We start from the raw sequence: 20,488 nt of genomic DNA on the forward strand, positions 1-20,488 counted from the left end.
ATGAGCACCATGACCCCTGCCGAGATCGTCTCGGAACTCGACAAGCACATCATCGGCCAGGACAAGGCGAAGCGGGCCGTCGCGGTCGCGCTGCGCAACCGCTGGCGCCGCCAGCAGGTTGCCGATCCGCTGCGCACGGAAATCACGCCGAAGAACATCCTGATGATCGGGCCGACGGGCGTCGGCAAGACCGAAATCGCGCGCCGCCTCGCGAAGCTCGCCGATGCGCCGTTCATCAAGATCGAAGCGACCAAGTTCACCGAAGTCGGTTACGTCGGCCGCGACGTCGACAGCATCGTGCGCGACCTGATGGAGACCTCGGTCAAGCAGACGCGCGAAGCGGAAATGCGCAAGGTGCGCAGCAAGGCGACCGACCAGGCCGAGGACCGCATCCTCGACATCCTGCTGCCGCAGCCGCGCGCGGTCGGCTTCGGCGCGAGCGCCGAGCACGCGAACGACGACAACAACGCGACCCGCCAGACGTTCCGCAAGCGCCTGCGCGAAGGCCAGCTCGACGACAAGGACGTCGAGCTCGACATCGAGCAGCCGACGGTCGGCATGGACATCATGGCGCCGCCGGGCATGGAAGAGATGACCGAGCAGATCCGCTCGATGTTCTCGAACCTGGGCGGCGGCAAGAAGACACGCCGCAAGCTGAAGATCAAGGAAGCGCTGAAGCTGCTCACCGACGAGGAAGCGGCGAAGATGCTGAACGAAGAGGAAGTGAAGACGAAGGCCGTGCAGAACGTCGAGCAGAACGGCATCGTGTTCCTCGACGAGATCGACAAGATCACGTCGCGCAACCACGAAGGCGGCGGCGGCGAGGTGTCGCGGCAGGGCGTTCAGCGCGATCTGCTGCCGCTCGTCGAGGGTACGACGATCAACACGAAGTACGGGATGGTGAAGACCGATCACATCCTGTTCATCGCGAGCGGCGCGTTCCATCTCGCGAAGCCGAGCGACCTGATCCCCGAGCTGCAAGGGCGCTTTCCGATCCGCGTCGAGCTCGATTCGCTGTCGGTGAAGGACTTCGAAGCGATTCTCATCGCGACCGACGCGAGCCTCGTCAAGCAGTATCAGGCGCTCCTCGCGACCGAGGACGTGCAGCTCGAGTTCGCCGACGACGGCATCCGCCGGCTCGCCGAGATCGCGTACTCGGTCAACGAGAAGACCGAGAACATCGGCGCGCGGCGTCTCTACACTGTGATCGAGAAGCTGCTCGAGGAAGTGTCGTTCGCGGCGGGCAACCATGCCGGCCAGAGCGTGACGATCGACGCGGCGTACGTCGACCGTGCGCTCGGCGAGGTGTCGAAGGACGAGGATCTGTCGCGCTACGTGCTGTAACGCGAAGCGATTTCGCCGCTGCTGAATGAAAAAAACGGGCAGTCCCTTGCGGGCTGCCCGTTTTTTCGTTTCGGCGCGGCGCGACGCGCACAAGGCGGTACGGGCGCGGTGTCGATGGCGCGGCGGTTGCTGCCGGTCGCCGGCCGTCGCCGCGACACGCCGTGCGCCCGCCGCGCGTCGCCCGCTTACTGCCGCACCGGCTTCTTCGCGAGCTTGCGCTGCAGCGTGCGGCGGTGCATGTTGAGCGCGCGCGCGGTCGCCGAGATGTTGTTGTTGTTCTCCGCGAGCACGCGCTGGATGTGCTCCCATTCGAGCCGGTCGACCGACAGCACGACCGGATTCTCGAGCGCCTCTTCGGCCTGCACTTCGCTCGCGTTCGTCTGCAGCGCGGCGAGGATCGACTCGACGTTCGCCGGCTTCGCGAGATAGTTGTCCGCGCCGTCCTTCACCGCCTGCACCGCGGTCGCGATGCTCGCGTAGCCCGTCAGCACGAGGATCCGCGCATCGGGCTGCAGATCGCACAGCGGCGCGATGAGGCTCAGGCCCGAGTCGTCGCCGAGGTGCAGGTCGACGGTGATGAACTGGAATTTCTCGGCGCCCGCGAGCTTGAGCGCCTCGTCCTTGTTGTGCGCCTGCCGCACCACGTAGCCGCGGCGCTCGAGCCCGCGCGCCAGCGTGCCGGCAAACACTTCGTTGTCGTCGATCACGAGGAAATTCTTGTCGCTCATTTGCATCACTCCGTCTTGTCTATCCGTTTCCGTTCGCCATCTCGGCCGCGACCTGGCGCGCAACCGGCAGCCGCAGGATCGCCCGCGTGCCCCGCGGCTGCGCGGCGGCAAGCTCGATCGAGCCGTCCAAGCGCGCCGCCGCGCTGAACGCCAGATACAGGCCAACCCCATGGCCGCCCTGCGTGCTGTCGACCGGCGCCGCGCCGAGCGCGTCGCGCAACGCAGCCGGGATGCCCGGTCCGTTGTCGCATACTTCGAACTCGATCTCGTCGCGCGCGCCGTCGTGCGCGATCGTTGCCATCAGCGTAACGCGATCGCGGCTCGCGCGCGCGGCATTGTCGAGCAAGATGGTCAGGATCTGGCCGACCGCGACCGTGTCGTCGAGCGCGACGCCCACGGGCTGCGGCCCCCGCCGCTCGAACAGCACGTGCGGATGGCGCAGCCGCCAGTGCTCGACGAACGTGTCGAGCCATTCGGCGGCCGGCTGCCGGCTCGGCCGCTCCGACGCGCGGCTTCTGAGGCGCGCGAGCGCCGACGTGCACTGCGACATCTGCTCCTCGAGCACCTTCAGGTCGGCATCGTAGCGCGCAAGCCCCGCGTCCGTGCGAGCGGCCTCGCGCAATTCCTCGGTCAGCATCGCGATCGTCGACAGCGGCGTGCCCATCTCGTGCGCGACCGTGGCCGCCTGCACGCCGAGCGCGACCGCGCGCTCGTCGCGCAGGAGGGCCTGCTGCGCCTCGCCGAGCGCCGCGTCGCGCTGGCGCAGCGCGCTCGACATCCGCGCGACGAACCACGCGATGAGCCCGACGCTCACCATGAAGTTCACCCACATTCCCGCACGGAAATAATCGAACAGATTCGCCGGATTATCCAGGTTGAGCGGCACCGAATCGAAGCCGAGCGCGAGATAGCAGGCGACCGCGAACGCCGCGAGCCAAATCATCAGGTGCCACGGCAGCACTGCGGCCGCGATCGCGAGCGACGGCAGATAAAGCGACACGAACGGGTTCGTCGTCCCGCCGGACAGGAAGAGAAGCGCCGACAGCGCGCCCAGGTCGACCCACAGCTGGCCGAGCAGCTCGAAGTTGGTCTCGGGCCGCGCGCGCAGCACGCGCACCCACGTGAGCGCGTTGAAGACGATTTCGAGCGCGATCACCATCAGCATCGCGGGCAACGGCAGATGGACGCCGAAATAGGCCTGTACGACGGCGATCGTGACGAGTTGGCCGATGATCGCGAGATTGCGCAACCAGAACAGATGGCTCAGGTTGACGCGTCCGGTGGTGGTGATTCGTTGCATCCGCGCAGTTTACCTTCTTAGTCCTCGCGCGCCGGGCGGTCGCCCCCTTCGCTTGCGGCGACGCGCCGGGCGATCTCGTCGGCGAGACACTCCGGACACAGGCAGCGCGCGCCCGTCGCGGGCTGCGCGCCCGGCGGCAGGCTCGGCATCGCCGCGCACCAGCAGGTGAACGGACGCGTGCGGGCGCCGCAGTCGAATGCGCTGCCGCAGCGCGGGCAGCGCTTGCTGATCAGGCCGGACGAAGCGGCGGGCACGGTCATCGCGGATTGGCCGGGTCGAGCCGGAATGGGCAATAAAGGACGAAAGGGCGAGCATCGGCGCCTGCCGGGACAGCCGCCCCGCGACCTCGACGCGACCGCTCGGCAACCGCCTCGCGGCCGCAGCCGAGCACTACGCCCCTAGCATAAGCGCCGTACGCGGAAATTGCATGCGGATTGCGCAGGAAAACCCCACTTTTCGGTCGGCGACCCGGGGTTGCCGCGCGCGCTTTCCACATCGGCCAAACGGCCAAAAACCCCATGCTGCGCCGCGCCACTCCTGTACAATTCGGCCTGTTTCAACCCGTTTCGCACCAGAGCCGCCGCCATGTCCGAGCCGATCGACCTCTCGCAGATCTCCCCCGTACTGAAAGCCGAAGTCCTCGCGGAGGCGCTGCCTTACATTCGCCGCTACCACGGCAAGACCGTGGTCATCAAATACGGCGGCAACGCGATGACGGAAGAACGGCTCAAGCAAGGCTTCGCGCGCGACGTGATCCTGCTGAAGCTCGTCGGCATCAATCCGGTGATCGTGCACGGCGGCGGCCCGCAGATCGACCAGGCGCTCAAGAAGATCGGCAAGCAGGGCACGTTCATCCAGGGGATGCGCGTCACCGACGAAGAAACGATGGAAGTCGTCGAATGGGTGCTGGGCGGCGAGGTGCAGCAGGACATCGTCACGCTGATCAACCACTTCGGCGGCCACGCAGTCGGCCTGACGGGCAAGGACGGCGGCCTCATCCACGCGCGCAAGCTGATGATGCCGGATCGCGACAACCCGGGCCAGTATGTCGACATCGGCCAGGTCGGCGAGGTCGAGACGATCAACCCGGCTGTCGTGAGGGCGCTGCAGGACGACGCGTTCATCCCGGTGATCTCGCCGATCGGCTTCGGCGAAGACGGCCTCTCGTACAACATCAATGCGGACCTCGTCGCCGGCAAGCTCGCGACCGTGCTGAACGCCGAGAAGCTCGTGATGATGACGAACATTCCCGGCGTGATGGACAAGGAAGGCAACCTGCTGACCGATCTATCCGCGCGCGAAATCGACGCGCTGTTCGAAGACGGCACGATCTCGGGCGGCATGCTGCCGAAGATCTCGTCGGCGCTCGACGCAGCGAAGAGCGGCGTGAAGTCGGTGCACATCGTCGACGGCCGGATCGAGCACTCGGTGCTGCTCGAGATTCTGACCGAGCAGCCGTTCGGCACGATGATCCGCTCGCATTGAGCACACGCCGTCCGCCGCCTCGCGCGGCCTCGCCGCCGGCGGGCGAGCAGACGCCCGAACGCCGGCGCGCGCGGCGCCCCCGCCCGCACGCGGGCGGCCCCGTCTGGCTCTTCGACCTCGACAACACGCTGCACCACGCGTCGCACGCGATCTTCCCGGCGATCAATCAGGCGATGACGCAGTACATCGTCGATATGCTGAAAGTCGAGCGCGCGCAAGCCGATCACCTGCGCACCCACTACACGCGCCGCTACGGCGCGGCGCTCCTCGGCCTCGCACGCCATCATCCGATTGATCCGCACGATTTCCTGAAAGTCGTCCACACGTTCGCCGACTTGCCGTCGATGGTGCGCGCCGAGCGCGGGCTCGCGCGGCTTGTCGCCGCGCTGCCCGGCCGCAAGATCGTGCTGACGAACGCGCCCGAAGCGTACGCGCGCGCCGTGCTGCGCGAGCTGAAGATCGAGCGCCTGTTCGAACGAGTAATCGCGATCGAGCACATGCGCGACCGCCACGCGTGGCGCGCGAAGCCCGACGCGACGATGCTGCGCCGGGCGATGCGCGCCGCGCACGCGCGTCTTTCGGACACGATCCTCGTCGAGGACACGCGCGGCCACCTGAAGCGCTACAAGCGGCTCGGCATCCGCACCGTCTGGATCACGGGGCACCTGCCCCGTCATCTGCCAAGCTACGGACGGCCGCACTATGTCGATCGTCGCATTGGTTCGCTAAAATCGCTGCGATTGGGCACTCGATCGGGGCGACGAAAATGCAGCCGACTCACCCGCAGGATCCGGCAGTAAACGCAGCGGCGGACGACGAACGCAACGCCGCTTCCCGCGCCCGCGCGCGCCCGAAACCGGGCGAGCGCCGCGTGCACATCCTGCGGACGCTCGCGTCGATGCTCGAATCGCCGAAAAGCGAGAAAATCACGACCGCGGCGCTCGCCGCGCGCCTCGACGTATCGGAGGCCGCGCTTTACCGGCATTTCGCGAGCAAGGCGCAGATGTTCGAAGGACTCATCGAATTCATCGAGGGAACGTTCTTCGGGCTCGTCAACCAGATCGCATCGAACGAGCCGAACGGCGTGCTGCAGGCGCGCTCGATCGCGCTGATGCTGCTCAATTTCTCCGCGAAGAATCCCGGCATGACGCGCGTGCTGACGGGCGAGGCGCTCGTCGGCGAGCACGAGCGCCTCGCCGAGCGAGTCAATCAGGTGCTCGAGCGGATCGAGGCGTCGATCAAGCAATGCCTGCGCGTCGCGCTCCTCGAGGCCAACGCCCGCGCCGACGGCGCCGGCGCCCCGCCTGCCGTGCCGCTGCCGGACGACTACGATCCGGCGCTGCGCGCGAGCCTCGTCGTCAGCTACGTGCTCGGCCGCTGGCACCGCTACGCGAAGAGCGGCTTCACGAAAGCGCCCGGCGAGCATGCCGACGCGCAGTTGCGGCTGATCTTGCAGTGACGGGGCGCGGCGCGCCCCGAAGGGCGCCGGCGCGAGGGCCGCGCAGCTCTTGGCTCTTGGCTCTTGGCTCTCGGCTCTCGGCTCTCGGCTCTCGACTCTCGACTCTCGACTCTCGATCCACGATTCGCACGCCCGCCCCGGTTCCCGACTCGTCGGCTCCCCGCATCGTGATCTTGCTCCGCGATACGCCGCCCCGTTCCCGCGCCCGATTCACCCCATCAGCCGCCACGCCACATGCAACGCCGGCCCGCATCATCGCGCCGGATCGCCGGTGGCACATGTTTCGATGCGTCGCCGCAATGGCGCCTCACGCCGCCCCCCGCGTCTTGCAGCCCGATCGCCGTCCGCCGCCCGCGCCTCGATCACGCCCGCCCCGACCATAGGCCGCGTCCGCGCATCGCCGCATCCGCGATGCCGAAGTTTTCCCGTTATGCGCCGGATCGCTGGCCGCACATGCGTCAACGCGCCGCTTCGACCGTGCCTCATCCCCGCCGCCGACTCCCAGCAGCCCGATCGCCGTCCACCGCCCGCGCCTCGATCACGCCCGCCCCGACCATGGGCCGCGTCCGCGCATCGCCGCGACACTGAAGTTTTTCCGTTATACTTGCCCGACTGTCGTCGCCGCCTTTCGGTGACGCTCGGGAAGCGCGCCGATTTGCTGACTCGATTGCGGGCGCGCGAACTGGCCGGGGCTGCGTCCCGGCGGTTCACTACAAATGCGGCTAAAGAGGTCGTCAGCCGGCTCCCCGCTTCCCGCGCACGCCCGACAACCCCATTTAGCCGCCCAGTCATAAGGCGGAACGAATGGAATCGATCGGCATCGTCGCTCCACAAACCATGCATTTCGCCGAACCGCTGCGCCTGCAAAGCGGCAGCGTGCTCGGCAGCTATCAGCTCGTCGTCGAGACCTACGGCGAGCTCAACGCTGCGCGCTCGAACGCGGTGCTCGTCTGCCACGCGCTCAACGCGTCGCACCACGTCGCGGGCGTCCATGCGGACGATCCGCGCAGCACCGGCTGGTGGGACAACATGGTCGGACCGGGCAAGCCGCTCGATACGAACCGCTTCTTCGTGATCGGCGTGAACAATCTCGGCTCGTGTTTCGGCTCGACCGGACCGATGAGCATCGATCCCGCGACAGGCGCGCCGTACGGCGCGCGCTTTCCGGTCGTGACGGTCGAGGACTGGGTGCACGCGCAGGCGCGCGTCGCCGACGCGTTCGGCATCGAGCGCTTCGCCGCGGTGATGGGCGGCAGCCTCGGCGGAATGCAGGCGCTCGCGTGGAGCCTGCTGTATCCGGAGCGCGTCGCGCACTGCATCGACATCGCGTCGACGCCAAAGCTGTCCGCGCAGAACATCGCGTTCAACGAGGTCGCGCGCTCGGCGATCCTGTCGGACCCGGATTTCCACGGCGGCGACTATTACGCGCACGGCGTGAAGCCGCGGCGTGGCCTGCGCGTCGCGCGGATGATCGGCCACATCACGTATTTGTCCGACGACGACATGGCCGAGAAATTCGGGCGCGCGCTGCGCCGCGCGGACGGCGCGCTCGACGCGTACAACTTCAACTTCGACGTCGAATTCGAAGTCGAGTCGTACCTGCGCTACCAGGGCGACAAATTCGCCGACTACTTCGATGCGAACACCTACCTGCTCATCACGCGCGCGCTCGACTACTTCGATCCTGCAAAGGCGTTCGGCGGCAACCTGACGGCGGCGCTCGCACACACGACGGCGAAGTACCTCGTCGTGAGCTTCGCGACCGACTGGCGCTTCGCGCCCGTGCGCTCGCGCGAGATCGTGAAGGCGCTGCTCGACAACCGGCGCTCGGTGTCGTACGGGGAGATCGATGCGCCGCACGGGCACGACGCGTTCCTGCTCGACGACGCGCGCTATCACAACCTGGTGCGCGCCTATTACGAACGGATTGCCGAGGAGGTGGGCGCATGAATCAACAAGTGCTGAACATGCTGTCCGCGCGCGCGGACTTTCGCGCGATCGCGCGCTGGGTCGAGCCGCGCTCGACGGTGCTCGATCTCGGCTGCGGCGACGGGTCGCTGCTGTCGCTGTTGACCGAAGAGCTCGAAGTGTCCGGCTACGGCGTGGAGATCAACGATGCCGGCGTGCTCGCGAGCGTGAAGAACGGCATCAACGTGATCCAGCAAAACCTCGAGGACGGTCTGCGTCTTTTCGAAGACCACAGCTTCGATTTCGCAATCCTGTCGCAGACGCTGCAGACGATTCACCAGACGGCCGCGATCCTGCGCGAGACGGCGCGCGTCGGCCGCGAATGCATCGTGTCGTTCCCGAACTTCGGCTATTGGGCGCACCGGCTGTCGGTGCTGCATGGGCGCATGCCGGTGTCGAAATCGCTGCCTTATCAGTGGCACAACACGCCGAACGTGCGGGTGCTGACCATCAAGGATTTCGAAGCGCTCGCGCCGGAAGTCGGCGTCGAGATCCTCGATCGCGCGGTACTGCACGAAGGACAACCGATTCGATGGGGAGTGAACTGGCGTGGTAGTCTTGCGGTCTACCGCGTCAAGCGGAGACAACCCTAGTATCGTTCGATGACCAAACCGCCTCACGACGCGCCCGCCCTCAACGCCCACGAGGACCACCCGGGCTGGCGCGCCTATCTGAACACGCACATGCTGATTTGCGTCTTTCTCGGCTTCACGTCGGGACTGCCGCTCTTCACGCTCGTCTACCTCGTGCAAGCCTGGCTGCGCTCGGAAGGCGTGAACCTGAAGGAAATCGGCCTCTTCGCGCTGATTCAGTTCCCCTACACATGGAAGTTCCTGTGGGCGCCGCTGATGGACCGCTTCATCCCGCGCCTGCCAGGCTGGCGGCCCGGTCGGCGGCGCGGCTGGATGGTCGTCACGCAGTTGCTGGTCGCGTGCGCGATCGCGGCGCTCGGCTTCGTGTCGCCGCGCGAATCGATCTGGACGGTCGCCGCCTTGACGACGCTCGTCGCGTTCTTCGGCGCGAGCGCCGACATCGTGATCGACGCGTACCGCCGCGAACTGCTGCGCGACACGGAGCAGGGCCTCGGCAACGCGGTGCACGTGAATGCCTACAAGATCGCCGCGCTGATTCCCGGCTCGCTGTCGCTGATCCTGTCCGATCATCTGCCGTGGGACGTCGTGTTCGCGCTCACCGCCGCGTTTATGCTGCCCGGCATCGTGATGACGTTCGTCGTGCGCGAGCCGGAAGTGCACGGCGCGCCGCCGAGGAGCCTGACGGAAGCAGTGGTCTTGCCGTTTCGCGAGTTCATCGGCCGCGACGGCTGGCGCGGCGCCCTGCTCGTGCTCGGCTTCATCTTCCTCTACAAGGTCGGCGACACGATGGCGACGACGCTGTCGACCTCGTTCTTCCTCGACCTCGGCTTCAACAAGACGCAGATCGGTGTGATCGCGAAGACGACCGCGTTCTGGGCAAGCCTCGCGGGCGGCATCATCGGCGGCGTGTGGCTCGTGAAGATCGGGATCGCGCGCGGGCTCTGGATCTTCGGCGTCCTGCAGATCGTGTCGACGCTCGGCTTCGCGTGGCTCGCGAAGGCGGGCCCGGATCCCGTGCTGATGGCGGCCATCTACGGCTTCGAGACGTTCTCGACAGGCCTCACGCTCGCCGCGTTCACCGCGTACATCGCGAGCACGACCGACCCGCGCTACACCGCGACGCAGTTCGCGCTCTTCACGAGCCTCGCGTCGGTGCCGCGCACGCTCGCGTCGGCGTCGAGCGGCTTCATCGTGTCGCAGATCGGCTGGTTCGACTACTTCCTCGTCTGCGCGGCGCTCGGCATTCCCGGCATGTTGCTGTTGCTGAAGATCGCGCCGTGGAACGGCAGCACGACTGGCAACGAGGCCGCCCGTGCGGGCTAAGCTGCGCACCGCCCGCGCCGCGCTCACGTTCGTGGGCGGCGTCGCGCTCGGTGTCGCGGGTCCGGCGGGCGGGCTCGAGCTGTGCATGGCCGAGCCGATGCTCGTCGCCGAAAACGGCACGCCGTCCTCCGCGCCGCCGACGCCGAGCGCACCGCCCGCAGCCCCGGCAGCTGCTCCGGCCGCAGCGCCCGCAGCCGGCAATGCCCGGTCGTACGGGCTCGGCGACCAGCAGGTGCGCTACGGCAACGCGATCGTGTTCCGCAGCCTGATTCCGTCGCCGCTCCTCGAGCAGCTGACCGACAACGAATACCGGCAGACCGTGCAGGATGCCGCGCAGCGCGACCGCCTCCTGCCGCCGAACAACCCGCGCGTGAAGCGGCTGCGCGCGATCGTCACCCGGCTCGCACCGTATGCGGTCAAGTGGAGCGACCGCGTGAAGGGCTGGAACTGGGAAATCGAGGTGCTGCGCTCGCGCTCGATTCGCGCCTTCTGCCTGCCGGGCGGCAAGGTGCTCGTCGACAGCGGGCTCCTCGACCGGCTGCGTCTCACCGACGACGAACTCGGCGTGCTGTTCGCGCACGAGATCGCGCACGCGCTGCGCGAGCACGCGCGCTCGAGCCTCGGCGAGCAGCAGGCCGCGTCGCTCGGCACCGGCGCGACCCCGCTGCCGCCGCTCTTCGGACTGTCGGACCCGCTGCCCGCGCCGCTTGGCGTCGTCGAGCGCTTCGCGTCGGTCCGCTACGGCCCGACCGACGAAACCGAAGCCGACGTGATCGGCGGCGACATCGCCTCGCGCGCGGGCTTCGATCCGCGCGCGGCGATCACGCTGTGGGACAAGCTCGCGGTCGCGACCCGCGCCGACAAGGACAACGGATTCATCTACGCGCATCCATACGACACGCGGCGCCGCAACGATCTGCGCAAGCGCCTCGCCGACCTGATGCCGCTCTACAAGAAGGCGCTCGACAAGAACGCCGATGCGCGTGCGAACGTCGCGGGGGCGGGCGCCGCAGCCGGCGCGAAGCAGCACGGCGCCGCCGCGGCGAATCGCTGAACACCGGCGTGTCGACGGCGCGCCGCGTCGAACCTGCGGCTCGCGTGATCGGCCCGCTCCGGCCAACCGGTCGCGACATTCGCTCGCGCGTTCGCTTCGCCCGTCACTCCGCCGTATCGAGCTCGAGCGGCTGCCGGCCGCCCGCTTGCACCCAGCGCACTTCGTCGCTCGGGCTGCGCCCGAACAGGCGCTTGAACTCGCGGCTGAACTGCGACGCGCTCGCGTAGCCGACGCGCGCCGCCGCCGCGCCCGCGCTCAGTCCGTCCTGCACCATCATCAGCCGCGCGTGATGCAGTCGCGTCGCCTTCACGTACTGCATCGGCGACGTCGCCGTCACGCTCTTGAACTGCGCGTGGAACACGGCGAGGCTCATCCCCGCTTCGCTCGCGAGCATCTCGACATCGAGCTCGCTGCTCAAGTCCGCGTGGATTCGCCGCAGCGCCTTCGCCACGCGCCCGAAGTGATGCTGCTGCGCGAGCGCCGCGCGGATCGCGTTGCCTTGCGCGCCCGTCAGCACACGATAGCCGATCTCGCGCATGATCGCCGGCCCAAGCACACGCGTGTCGGCAGGCGACGCGAGCGCTTCGAGCAGGCGCAGCACCGCGTCGGCGAGCGGTGCGTCGAGCGGCGTCGAATAGATGCCGCGCGGCTCGCTGACCGACGCGCCGTGCGTCTCGTCCAGCAGGATCGCGAGCTCGGCGATCACCGCGAGATCGATACGGATCGAAATGGCGAGAAACGGCTCTTCCCGCGTCGCAAAGGTCTCACATTCGAACGGCAACGGCACCGACAGCACGAGATACTGCTGCGCGTCGTAGACGAAGGCCCGCTCGCCGAGATAGCCTCGCTTGCGCCCCTGGCACACGACGACGATGCTCGGCTCGTACAGCACCGGCATCCGCGGCACCCGCCGGTTCGCGCGGATGAAGCGCACGCCGTCGAGATCCGCGTACGTATAGCCTTCGTTCGGCGCGAGCTGATCGAACAGCGTAATGATGCGACGCTGCAGATGCGCGCCGCCATCAGGGGAAAAGGGCTCGAAGCTCATCGGACGTCCTTCGGACTGCAAGAGAATCAGGCTTGCAATCTAGCACCGGAAAAGTCCTTTTTCCGCACCCAGCTCGAAATTCAAGAGAAATAGGCAAAGATTCAAGATCTTCAGGTATTCCTCGTGTCTACCCGCGTGCTTACGATGTGCTCCCGTGCCGCTGCACCGCTGCATTCCGCGGGCCGCGCACGGCACACGTCTTTTTCGAGTCAGGAGCCCTCATGAGCACGACTTACGCTTACGCGGCAGCGAGCGCCACGACGCCGCTTGCGCCGTTCGAATTCCAGCGCCGCGCGCTGCGCGATCTCGACGTGCAGATCGAGATCCTCTACTGCGGCGTCTGCCACTCCGATCTCCACCAGGCCCGCAACGAATGGAAGAACACGGTTTACCCGGTCGTGCCGGGGCATGAGATCGTCGGCCGCGTGACGGCCGTCGGTCCGCAAGTCACGCGCTTCAACGCGGGCGAGCTGGTCGGCGTCGGCTGTCTCGTCGATTCGTGCCGCGCGTGCCCGAGCTGTGCGGAAGGGCTCGAGCAGTTTTGCGAGAACGGTTCCGTCGGCACCTACAACGGCCGCGATCGCGCGACGGGCGACGTCACGCTCGGCGGCTACTCGACGCAAATCGTCGTCGACGAGGCGTTCGTGCTGCGCGTGCCCGACACGCTCGATCCCGCGGGCGCGGCGCCGCTCCTCTGCGCGGGCATCACGACGTATTCGCCGCTGCGCCAGTGGGGCGCGGGACCCGGCAAGAAAGTCGGCATCGTCGGCCTGGGCGGCTTGGGCCACATGGGCGTGAAGCTCGCGCGCGCGATGGGCGCGCACGTCGTGCTGTTCACGATGTCGCCGTCGAAGATCGACGACGGCAAGCGGCTCGGCGCGCACGAGGTCGTGATCTCGAAGGACGAAGCGCAGATGCACGCGCATCTGAACAGCTTCGACTTCATCCTGAACACGGTCGCCGCGCAGCACGATCTGAATCCGTTCCTCGACCTGCTGATGCGCGACGGCACGATGACGCTCGTCGGCGCACCGGAGCACGACCATCCGTCGCCGAAGGTGTTCAACCTGATCCGCAAGCGCCGCCGCCTCGCGGGCTCGCTGATCGGCGGGATCGCCGAGACGCAGGAGATGCTCGATTTCTGCGCACAGCACGGAATCACGTCGGACATCGAAGTGATTCCGATGGCCCAGATCAACGCAGCCTACGAGCGGATGCTGAAGAGCGACGTCAAGTACCGCTTCGTGATCGACATCGGGTCGATTGCGTCGAAGCGCTCGGCTTAGCGGGCGACGGTGTGCTCGGCGTGCTCGCGTCGACGCGCCGAGCGATCGCCGTGCGTTTTGCGCACAGATCGCAACGCCGTGCCCGTGCCCGTACGCGCCGCGACGCAAGCAAGCCGCGCAACGGAAACGGGCCGCAAACGCGACCCGTTTTTTCGTCGTCGCGAATCGCGGCGGCCGCCCGGCCGGCCCATGCGGAGCTGCCGCGCATTCGCCGCGACGCGTCGCGTTACTTGTAGTCGTAGTCGACCGTGAGCGGCGCGTGGTCGCTGAACTTGATGTCGCGGAAGATCGACGTGCGCTTCGCGGTGCCGGCAATGCCCGGCGTCGCGATCTGGTAATCGATCCGCCACCCGACGTTCTTCGCATACGCCTGGCCGCGATTGCTCCACCACGTGTACTGCTCGGGACGCGCATCGAGCGTGCGGAACACGTCGACGTAGCCCACGTCGTCGAACAGCTTCGTGAGCCACGCGCGCTCTTCCGGCAGGCAACCGGAGTTCTTCTGGTTGCTCTTCCAGTTCTTGATGTCGATTTCCTTGTGAACGATGTTCACGTCGCCGCACAGGATCACCTCGCGCTTCGCCTTCAGCTCGGCGAGATGCGGCATGAATTCGTCCATGAAGCGGTACTTCGCCTGCTGGCGCTCGTCGCCGCTCGATCCGGACGGCACGTACACCGACACGACCGACAGCTTGCCGAAGCGCGCCTCGACATAGCGGCCTTCCGAATCGAATTCACTGCTGCCATAGCCGATGATCACGTCGTCCGGCTCGCGGCGCAGGTAAAGGCCCGCGCCGCTGTAGCCCTTCTTCTCGGCATGGTGGAAGTAGCTCCTGAAGCCGTGCGGCTCGACGAACTCGGCGGGCAGATCGTCCGCCGACACCTTGATTTCCTGCACGCAGACGCAGTCGGCGTTCTGCTCGCCGAGCCAGTCGAAAAAGCCTTTCTTCGCGGCCGAGCGGATGCCGTTCAGATTCGCGGTGATGACACGCAGCATGATGTTCCGTCCAGTGAATTCGTTGCGGTTTATTGGATCTTGATGCCCGCAAGCTCGGGCTTCGCGGGAGGAAATTCGAGCTTCATCGCGGTCAGCTCGCGCAGCAGCAGCTCGGCGATCATCACGTTGCGATGCGTCTTCGAATCGGCCGGGATCACGTACCACGGCGCATGCTCGGCGGACGTCGCGGCGAGCGCGTCGCGATACGCGGCCTGATACGCATCCCAGTGCTTGCGCGCTTCGAGGTCCGAAATATCGAACTTCCAGTGCTTGTTCGGATCGTCGATGCGCGCCTGCAGCCGCGCGCGCTGCTCGTCCTTCGAGATATGCAGGAAGCACTTGACGACCCGCGTGCCGGATTCGGCAAGCATCTCCTCGAACTGGCGGATCTGCTTGTAGCGCCGCTCGCACTCGGCCTTGTCGATCGCGCCCGTCACGCGGGGCACGAGCACATCCTCGTAATGGCTGCGGTTGAAGATCGTCAGCTCGCCCGCGGCAGGCGCCTGCGCATGCACGCGCCAGAGGAAGTCGTGCGCGAGCTCGACGGGCGTCGGCGCCTTGAACGATACGATGCGCAGCCCGAGCGGGTCGACTTCGTGGAACACCGCCCGCATCGTGCCGTCCTTGCCGCTCGTGTCCATCCCTTGCAGCACGAGCAGCATCCGCTTGTGCTGCTGCGTGTGCAGACGCTCCTGCAGCGTGTCGAGCTGCAACGCGACGGCGGACAGCCGCTCGCGGTCGGTTTCCTTCGTTCCACCGGAAAACGGCTTCGCGGCCGGTTCGAACGCATCGAGCGCGAACGCGGCGGCTTCTTTTTCGCGCGTGTGATACGGCACGCGGTAGTCGTCGAGCGACGGTTGCTTGGCCATCGACACCTCCTGTCGTGTTGCACGAAGCGCGGCCCTTGCGCCTCGCGAAATGCGAGCGGGCCGCCCCGAACGCCGGTTCGGCGGCGGCCCGCTTGCATCGGTACGGTTTCAATCCGGCGGCGGCCGCTCAGCCGAGCTTCTTCTTCAAGAGCTCGTTGACCTGCTGCGGGTTCGCCTTGCCCTTCGTCGCCTTCATCGCTTGGCCGACGAGCGCGTTGAACGCCTTTTCCTTGCCCGCGCGGAACTCCTCGACCGACTTCGCGTTCGCGGCGAGCACCTCGTCGATGATCGCTTCGAGCGCGCCCGTGTCGGAGATCTGCTTCAGGCCCTTCGCTTCGATGATTCGGTCGGCTGCGCCTTCGTCGGCCGCCTTCTCGTCCCAGATCGTCACGAAGATTTCCTTCGCGATCTTGTTCGAGATCGTGCCGTCGGCGATGCGCTGCAGCACGAGCGCGAGCTGCGCCGCGGACACCGGGCACGCGTCGATGTCGATGCCGTCGCGGTTGAGCTGCGACGATACGTCGCCCATCAGCCAGTTCGCCGCGATCTTCGCGTTCGCGCCGTCGGCGGTTGCCGCGCCGACCTTCGCGACCACTGCCTCGAAATACTCGGCCATCGCCTTGCTCGACGTCAGCACGCCGGCGTCGTACGCGGACACGCCGTACTGCTCGACGAAGCGCTGCTGCATCGCGGCCGGCAACTCGGGCATCCCGCCCTTCACGCGCGCGATCCAATCCGCGCCGATCACGAGCGGCATCAGGTCCGGATCGGGGAAGTAGCGGTAGTCGTGCGCGTCTTCCTTGCTGCGCATCGAGCGCGTCTCGCGCTTGTCCGGATCGTACAGACGCGTTTCCTGCACGACTTCGCCGCCGTCCTCGATCAGCTCGATCTGGCGACGCACCTCGTAGTTGATTGCTTCCTCGAGGAAGCGGAACGAGTTCAGGTTCTTGATCTCGGCGCGCGTGCCGAACTTCTCCTGGCCGACCGGACGCACCGACACGTTCGCGTCGCAGCGGAACGAGCCTTCCTGCATGTTGCCGTCGCAGATGCCGAGCCACATGACGAGGCCGTGCAGCGCCTTCGCGTACGCGACCGCCTCGGCCGCGCTGCGCATTTCCGGCTCGGTGACGATCTCGAGGAGCGGCGTGCCCGCGCGGTTCAGGTCGATGCCCGTCATCCCCGCGAAGTCCTCGTGCAGCGACTTGCCGGCATCCTCCTCGAGGTGCGCGCGCGTCAGGTTGACCGTCTTCGAATACGCTTCCTTGCCGGCCTTCTCATTGGCGGGCACCTGGATCGTGATCTGGCCGCCCTGCACGACGGGGATCTCGTACTGGCTGATCTGATAGCCCTTCGGCAGATCCGGATAGAAATAATTCTTGCGCGCGAAGACGCTGCGTGACGCCACCGTCGCGCCGATCGCGAGGCCGAAGCGGATCGCCCGCTCGACCGCGCCGCGGTTCAGTACCGGCAGCACGCCCGGCAGCGCGAGATCGACCGGGCAGGCCTGCGTGTTCGGTTCCGCGCCGAACTGCGTCGACGCGCCCGAGAAAATCTTCGAGACGGTCGACAGCTGCGCGTGCGTCTCGAGGCCGATAACGACTTCCCACTGGGTCATGCTCACACTCCTGCCGGTTTCTGTTCGTGCCAGTCGGTCGCGCGCTGGAACGCGTCGGCGACCTGCAGCATCCTGGCTTCGTCGAAATAGTTGCCGATGATCTGCAGACCGACCGGGCGCTTTGCATTCGCGCCCGCGCCGAAGCCGCACGGCACGCTCATGCCGGGCAGGCCGGCGAGGCTCACCGACAGCGTGTAGATGTCCGCGAGGTACATCTGGACGGGATCGTCGCCCTTCGCGCCGAGGTCCCACGCGACGGTCGGCGACGCCGGACCCATGATCACGTCGCACTGCTTGAACGCCTCCTGGAAATCCTGCGCGATGATCCGGCGGATCTTCTGCGCCTGCAGGTAATACGCATCGTAATAGCCGTGCGACAGCACGTACGTGCCGACGAGAATCCGGCGCTTCACTTCCGGCCCGAAGCCCTCGGCGCGCGACTTCTTGTACATGTCGAGCAGATCGCGGTACTCGGCCGCGCGGTGGCCGTAGCGCACGCCGTCGAAACGCGACAGGTTCGACGACGCTTCCGCCGGTGCGATCACGTAATAAACGGGGATCGACAGCTCGGTCTTCGGCAGCGACACCGGCACGAGCGTCGCGCCGAGCGCTTCGTACTGCTTGAGCGCGGCGTCGATCGCGGCGCGCACGTCGTCGGCGAGACCCGCGCCGAAGTATTCGCTCGGCAAGCCGATGCGCAGGCCGGCGAGCGGCTTGCCCGCGTCGGCGTCGGCCGACCACGTCTTGCCGAGGTGGCGCGTATAGTCCTCATCGGCGCGCTCGAGGCTCGTCGAGTCGCGCTCGTCGAAGCCCGCCATCGCGTTCAGCAGGAGCGCGCAGTCGGCGGCGCTCCGCGCGATCGGGCCGCCCTGGTCGAGCGACGACGCGAACGCGATCATCCCGTAGCGCGACACGCGGCCGTACGTCGGCTTGATGCCCGTCACGCCGGCGAACGACGCCGGCTGGCGGATCGAGCCGCCGGTGTCGGTGCCGGTCGCGGCGGGCGCGAGGCGCGCGGCGACCGCAGCCGAGCTGCCGCCCGAGCTGCCGCCCGGCACCGCGTTCGTGTCCCAAGGGTTCTTCACCGGGCCGAACGCGGAGTTCTCGTTCGACGAGCCCATCGCGAACTCGTCCATGTTGGTCTTGCCGAGCGTGACCATGCCCGCCTTCGCGAGGCGCGCGACGACGGTCGCGTCGAACGGGCTCGTGTAGTTCGCGAGCATCTTCGAGCCGGCGGTCGAGCGCCAGCCGCGCGTGACGAATACGTCCTTGTGGGCGATCGGCAGGCCGGCGAGCGGGCCGGCGGCGCCTTGCGCGAGCGCGGCGTCGGCCGCCTTCGCCTGCGCGAGCGTGAGATCCGCGTCGACGTGGACGAACGCGTTCAGATCGCGCGCGGCGTCGATCCGTTTCAAATAGTGCTGCGCAAGCTCGACGGCCGAGCATTCCTTGGCATCGAGCGCGGCGCGCAGTTCGGTCAGGCTTTTTGCGTGCATTGCGTGGGTTTCCTGGATTCTTCGGCGCGCGCGGCAACGGCGCGCGCCCGGGCGAACAAGCTGACGAAACGGGCCGGCGAGGCCGGCTGCTGGGGCCGCGGCCCGAATCGGGCGCTTACTCGATCACCTTCGGCACGAGGTAGAGGCCGTCCTGGACAGCCGGGGCCGGGCGCTGATTCTCGTCGCGGCTCACGTGTTCCGTGACGGCGTCGTCGCGCAGCCGCTGCGCGACGGCCTGGATCTGCTCGATCGGGTGCGCGAGCGGCGCGACGCCCGTCGTATCGACGGCCTGCATCTGCTCGACGAGGCTGAAGAATTCGTTGAGCTGGGTAAGCGTATGCTCGGCGTCGGCGTCGGCCATTTCGAGCCGCGCCAGGTGCGCGATGCGTTTCACATCGGTCAGGGTCAAAGCCATGCGGTCACCGGAAAAACAAGGGCTTGGCGCAGCGTGAAACTTGCGTTGCGTCAGGGGGTTGGAGGACTCGATCGAACCCTCAAAAATCGGGGACGAAGCGGCGAAAATACCGCCCGTTTCGATTCAAATACTGCGAAATTATAAGGTATCATTACGCGTTCGACCCAGACCCGGACTGCCTTTGCCGCGCCGCCGCCGCTTTGACGAAGCCGCGCGGGCTTCGCGCCGGTCCCGGAAGATTTCACTCGCAGCTTCGCGCTTCCGAGCGGCCGCTCCCGCCCGATCCGAGGCTGTTATTTTTTCCGCTGCCGCCCTTCGCGTCATGTTCGCATGGGGCCGGCCCCAGAGCGAAACAGGATTCTGAATGTTCGGCTTTTTGCGCAGCTATTTCTCCAACGATCTCGCGATCGATCTCGGCACCGCAAACACCCTGATCTACATGCGCGGCAAGGGCATCGTGCTCGACGAGCCGTCCGTCGTGTCGATCCGCCAGGAAGGCGGCCCGAACGGCAAGAAAACGATTCAAGCGGTCGGCAAGGAAGCGAAGCAGATGCTCGGCAAGGTGCCCGGCAACATCGAGGCGATCCGTCCGATGAAAGACGGCGTGATCGCCGACTTCACGGTCACCGAGCAGATGATCAAGCAGTTCATCAAGACTGCGCACGAATCGCGGATGTTCTCGCCGTCGCCGCGCATCATCATCTGCGTGCCGTGCGGCTCGACCCAGGTCGAGCGCCGCGCGATCAAGGAAGCGGCCCACGGCGCGGGCGCGTCGCAGGTCTACCTGATCGAGGAGCCGATGGCCGCTGCGATCGGCGCGGGCCTGCCGGTGTCGGAAGCCACGGGCTCGATGGTCGTCGACATCGGCGGCGGCACGACCGAGGTCGGCGTGATCTCGCTCGGCGGCATCGTCTACAAGGGCTCGGTGCGCGTCGGCGGCGACAAGTTCGACGAAGCGATCGTCAACTACATCCGCCGCAACTATGGGATGCTGATCGGCGAGCAAACCGCCGAGGCGATCAAGAAGGAAATCGGCTCCGCGTTCCCGGGCTCGGAAGTCAAGGAAATGGAAGTCAAGGGCCGCAACCTGTCGGAAGGCATTCCGCGCAGCTTCACGATCTCGAGCAACGAAATCCTCGAGGCGCTCACCGATCCGCTGAACCAGATCGTGTCGTCGGTGAAGATCGCGCTCGAACAGACGCCGCCCGAACTCGGCGCCGACATCGCCGAACGCGGGATGATGCTGACGGGCGGCGGCGCGCTGCTGCGCGACCTCGATCGCCTGCTCGCCGAGGAAACCGGCCTGCCCGTGCTCGTCGCCGAGGATCCGCTCACCTGCGTCGTACGCGGCTCCGGGATGGCGCTCGAACGGATGGACAAGCTCGGCAGCATCTTCTCGTACGAGTGATCGTCTAGGTATCCGTATGTCGCTCGCGCGGCGTGGCCGGCTCGCTCGTTTAGAACGAACCGCCGCGCCGTTCGCGCGTCTGAGCAACATCTAAATCGATCAC

Annotated in this window: 19 protein-coding genes; 10 read left to right on the forward strand and 9 right to left on the reverse strand. The window is 66.9% G+C overall.

The window, feature by feature from the left end; all coding sequences use genetic code 11:
• Positions 1 to 1,344, forward strand: coding sequence for an ATP-dependent protease ATPase subunit HslU (gene hslU, locus WS70_RS18020; protein ID WP_059471494.1), 1,344 nt, complete (start codon positions 1 to 3; stop codon positions 1,342 to 1,344).
• Between the two features lie 185 nt (positions 1,345 to 1,529).
• Here hslU and WS70_RS18025 read toward each other — a convergent pair whose 3' ends face one another.
• From WS70_RS18025 to WS70_RS18035, 3 genes are read right to left on the reverse strand one after another with little or no spacing between them, the layout of a single operon-like run.
• Positions 1,530 to 2,072, reverse strand: a complete 543-nt coding sequence (locus tag WS70_RS18025) for a response regulator transcription factor (protein WP_010100880.1) — start codon at positions 2,070 to 2,072, stop codon at positions 1,530 to 1,532.
• Between the two features lie 19 nt (positions 2,073 to 2,091).
• On the reverse strand, positions 2,092 to 3,372 hold the full coding sequence (locus WS70_RS18030) for an ATP-binding protein (RefSeq protein WP_059471493.1): 1,281 nt from the start codon (positions 3,370 to 3,372) through the stop codon (positions 2,092 to 2,094).
• A 17-nt stretch (positions 3,373 to 3,389) separates the two neighbouring features.
• A complete protein-coding gene (locus WS70_RS18035) occupies positions 3,390 to 3,632 on the reverse strand; it encodes a cysteine-rich CWC family protein (RefSeq protein WP_059471492.1) in 243 nt (80 codons plus the stop codon).
• 325 nt (positions 3,633 to 3,957) lie between these two features.
• On the opposite strand from WS70_RS18035, the gene argB reads away from it, so the two are divergent.
• The 7 genes from argB to WS70_RS18075 all read left to right on the forward strand — a co-directional run bounded on the left by argB (position 3,958) and on the right by WS70_RS18075 (position 11,254).
• On the forward strand, positions 3,958 to 4,857 hold the full coding sequence (argB, locus tag WS70_RS18045) for an acetylglutamate kinase (RefSeq protein WP_059471491.1): 900 nt from the start codon (positions 3,958 to 3,960) through the stop codon (positions 4,855 to 4,857).
• Positions 4,854 to 5,657 carry a pyrimidine 5'-nucleotidase gene (locus tag WS70_RS18050; RefSeq protein ID WP_059471490.1) on the forward strand — a complete coding sequence of 268 codons (804 nt, stop codon included), beginning with the start codon at positions 4,854 to 4,856 and terminating at the stop codon, positions 5,655 to 5,657. The genes argB and WS70_RS18050 overlap by 4 nt, the downstream gene beginning before the upstream one ends.
• Entirely contained in the window at positions 5,624 to 6,316 is a 693-nt protein-coding gene (slmA, locus tag WS70_RS18055) for a nucleoid occlusion factor SlmA (RefSeq protein ID WP_059596300.1), read from the forward strand. Before WS70_RS18050 ends, slmA begins: the two co-directional genes overlap by 34 nt.
• A gap of 804 nt (positions 6,317 to 7,120) precedes the next feature.
• Positions 7,121 to 8,266 carry a homoserine O-succinyltransferase MetX gene (gene metX, locus WS70_RS18060; protein WP_059596301.1) on the forward strand — a complete coding sequence of 382 codons (1,146 nt, stop codon included), beginning with the start codon at positions 7,121 to 7,123 and terminating at the stop codon, positions 8,264 to 8,266.
• Positions 8,263 to 8,877 carry a methionine biosynthesis protein MetW gene (gene metW, locus WS70_RS18065; RefSeq protein WP_059596302.1) on the forward strand — a complete coding sequence of 205 codons (615 nt, stop codon included), beginning with the start codon at positions 8,263 to 8,265 and terminating at the stop codon, positions 8,875 to 8,877. The genes metX and metW overlap by 4 nt, the downstream gene beginning before the upstream one ends.
• A 9-nt stretch (positions 8,878 to 8,886) precedes the next feature.
• On the forward strand, positions 8,887 to 10,200 hold the full coding sequence (locus tag WS70_RS18070; protein ID WP_059596303.1) for an AmpG family muropeptide MFS transporter: 1,314 nt from the start codon (positions 8,887 to 8,889) through the stop codon (positions 10,198 to 10,200).
• Entirely contained in the window at positions 10,190 to 11,254 is a 1,065-nt protein-coding gene (locus WS70_RS18075) for a M48 family metallopeptidase (protein WP_059471485.1), read from the forward strand. The genes WS70_RS18070 and WS70_RS18075 overlap by 11 nt, the downstream gene beginning before the upstream one ends.
• A gap of 103 nt (positions 11,255 to 11,357) precedes the next feature.
• Here the strand turns inward: WS70_RS18075 and WS70_RS18080 are convergent, their stop codons facing one another.
• Complete coding sequence (locus WS70_RS18080) at positions 11,358 to 12,302, reverse strand: AraC family transcriptional regulator (RefSeq protein WP_059471484.1); 945 nt, start codon at positions 12,300 to 12,302, stop codon at positions 11,358 to 11,360.
• A gap of 221 nt (positions 12,303 to 12,523) precedes the next feature.
• On the opposite strand from WS70_RS18080, the gene WS70_RS18085 reads away from it, so the two are divergent.
• Positions 12,524 to 13,588: an NAD(P)-dependent alcohol dehydrogenase gene (locus WS70_RS18085; protein WP_059471483.1), complete on the forward strand. Its 1,065-nt coding sequence runs from the start codon at positions 12,524 to 12,526 to the stop codon at positions 13,586 to 13,588.
• A gap of 226 nt (positions 13,589 to 13,814) precedes the next feature.
• Here WS70_RS18085 and WS70_RS18095 read toward each other — a convergent pair whose 3' ends face one another.
• From WS70_RS18095 to gatC, 5 genes are all read right to left on the reverse strand, one after another.
• Positions 13,815 to 14,585 (reverse strand): exodeoxyribonuclease III, encoded by a 771-nt coding sequence (locus tag WS70_RS18095; RefSeq protein WP_010100857.1) that lies wholly within the window; start codon positions 14,583 to 14,585, stop codon positions 13,815 to 13,817.
• A 29-nt stretch (positions 14,586 to 14,614) separates the two neighbouring features.
• Entirely contained in the window at positions 14,615 to 15,454 is an 840-nt protein-coding gene (locus WS70_RS18100; protein WP_059596304.1) for a PPK2 family polyphosphate kinase, read from the reverse strand.
• Positions 15,455 to 15,581: 127 nt separating this feature from the next.
• A complete protein-coding gene (gatB, locus tag WS70_RS18105) occupies positions 15,582 to 17,069 on the reverse strand; it encodes an Asp-tRNA(Asn)/Glu-tRNA(Gln) amidotransferase subunit GatB (RefSeq protein ID WP_059471481.1) in 1,488 nt (495 codons plus the stop codon).
• A gap of 2 nt (positions 17,070 to 17,071) precedes the next feature.
• Positions 17,072 to 18,562 carry an Asp-tRNA(Asn)/Glu-tRNA(Gln) amidotransferase subunit GatA gene (gatA, locus tag WS70_RS18110; protein ID WP_059596305.1) on the reverse strand — a complete coding sequence of 497 codons (1,491 nt, stop codon included), beginning with the start codon at positions 18,560 to 18,562 and terminating at the stop codon, positions 17,072 to 17,074.
• A gap of 115 nt (positions 18,563 to 18,677) precedes the next feature.
• Positions 18,678 to 18,977, reverse strand: coding sequence for an Asp-tRNA(Asn)/Glu-tRNA(Gln) amidotransferase subunit GatC (gene gatC / locus WS70_RS18115; RefSeq protein ID WP_059471479.1), 300 nt, complete (start codon positions 18,975 to 18,977; stop codon positions 18,678 to 18,680).
• Between the two features lie 364 nt (positions 18,978 to 19,341).
• On the opposite strand from gatC, the gene WS70_RS18120 reads away from it, so the two are divergent.
• Positions 19,342 to 20,385 (forward strand): rod shape-determining protein, encoded by a 1,044-nt coding sequence (locus WS70_RS18120; RefSeq protein ID WP_004189550.1) that lies wholly within the window; start codon positions 19,342 to 19,344, stop codon positions 20,383 to 20,385.
• Positions 20,386 to 20,488 lie beyond the last annotated feature (103 nt).

The organism is Burkholderia mayonis (assembly GCF_001523745.2).
Classification (GTDB): domain Bacteria; phylum Pseudomonadota; class Gammaproteobacteria; order Burkholderiales; family Burkholderiaceae; genus Burkholderia; species Burkholderia mayonis.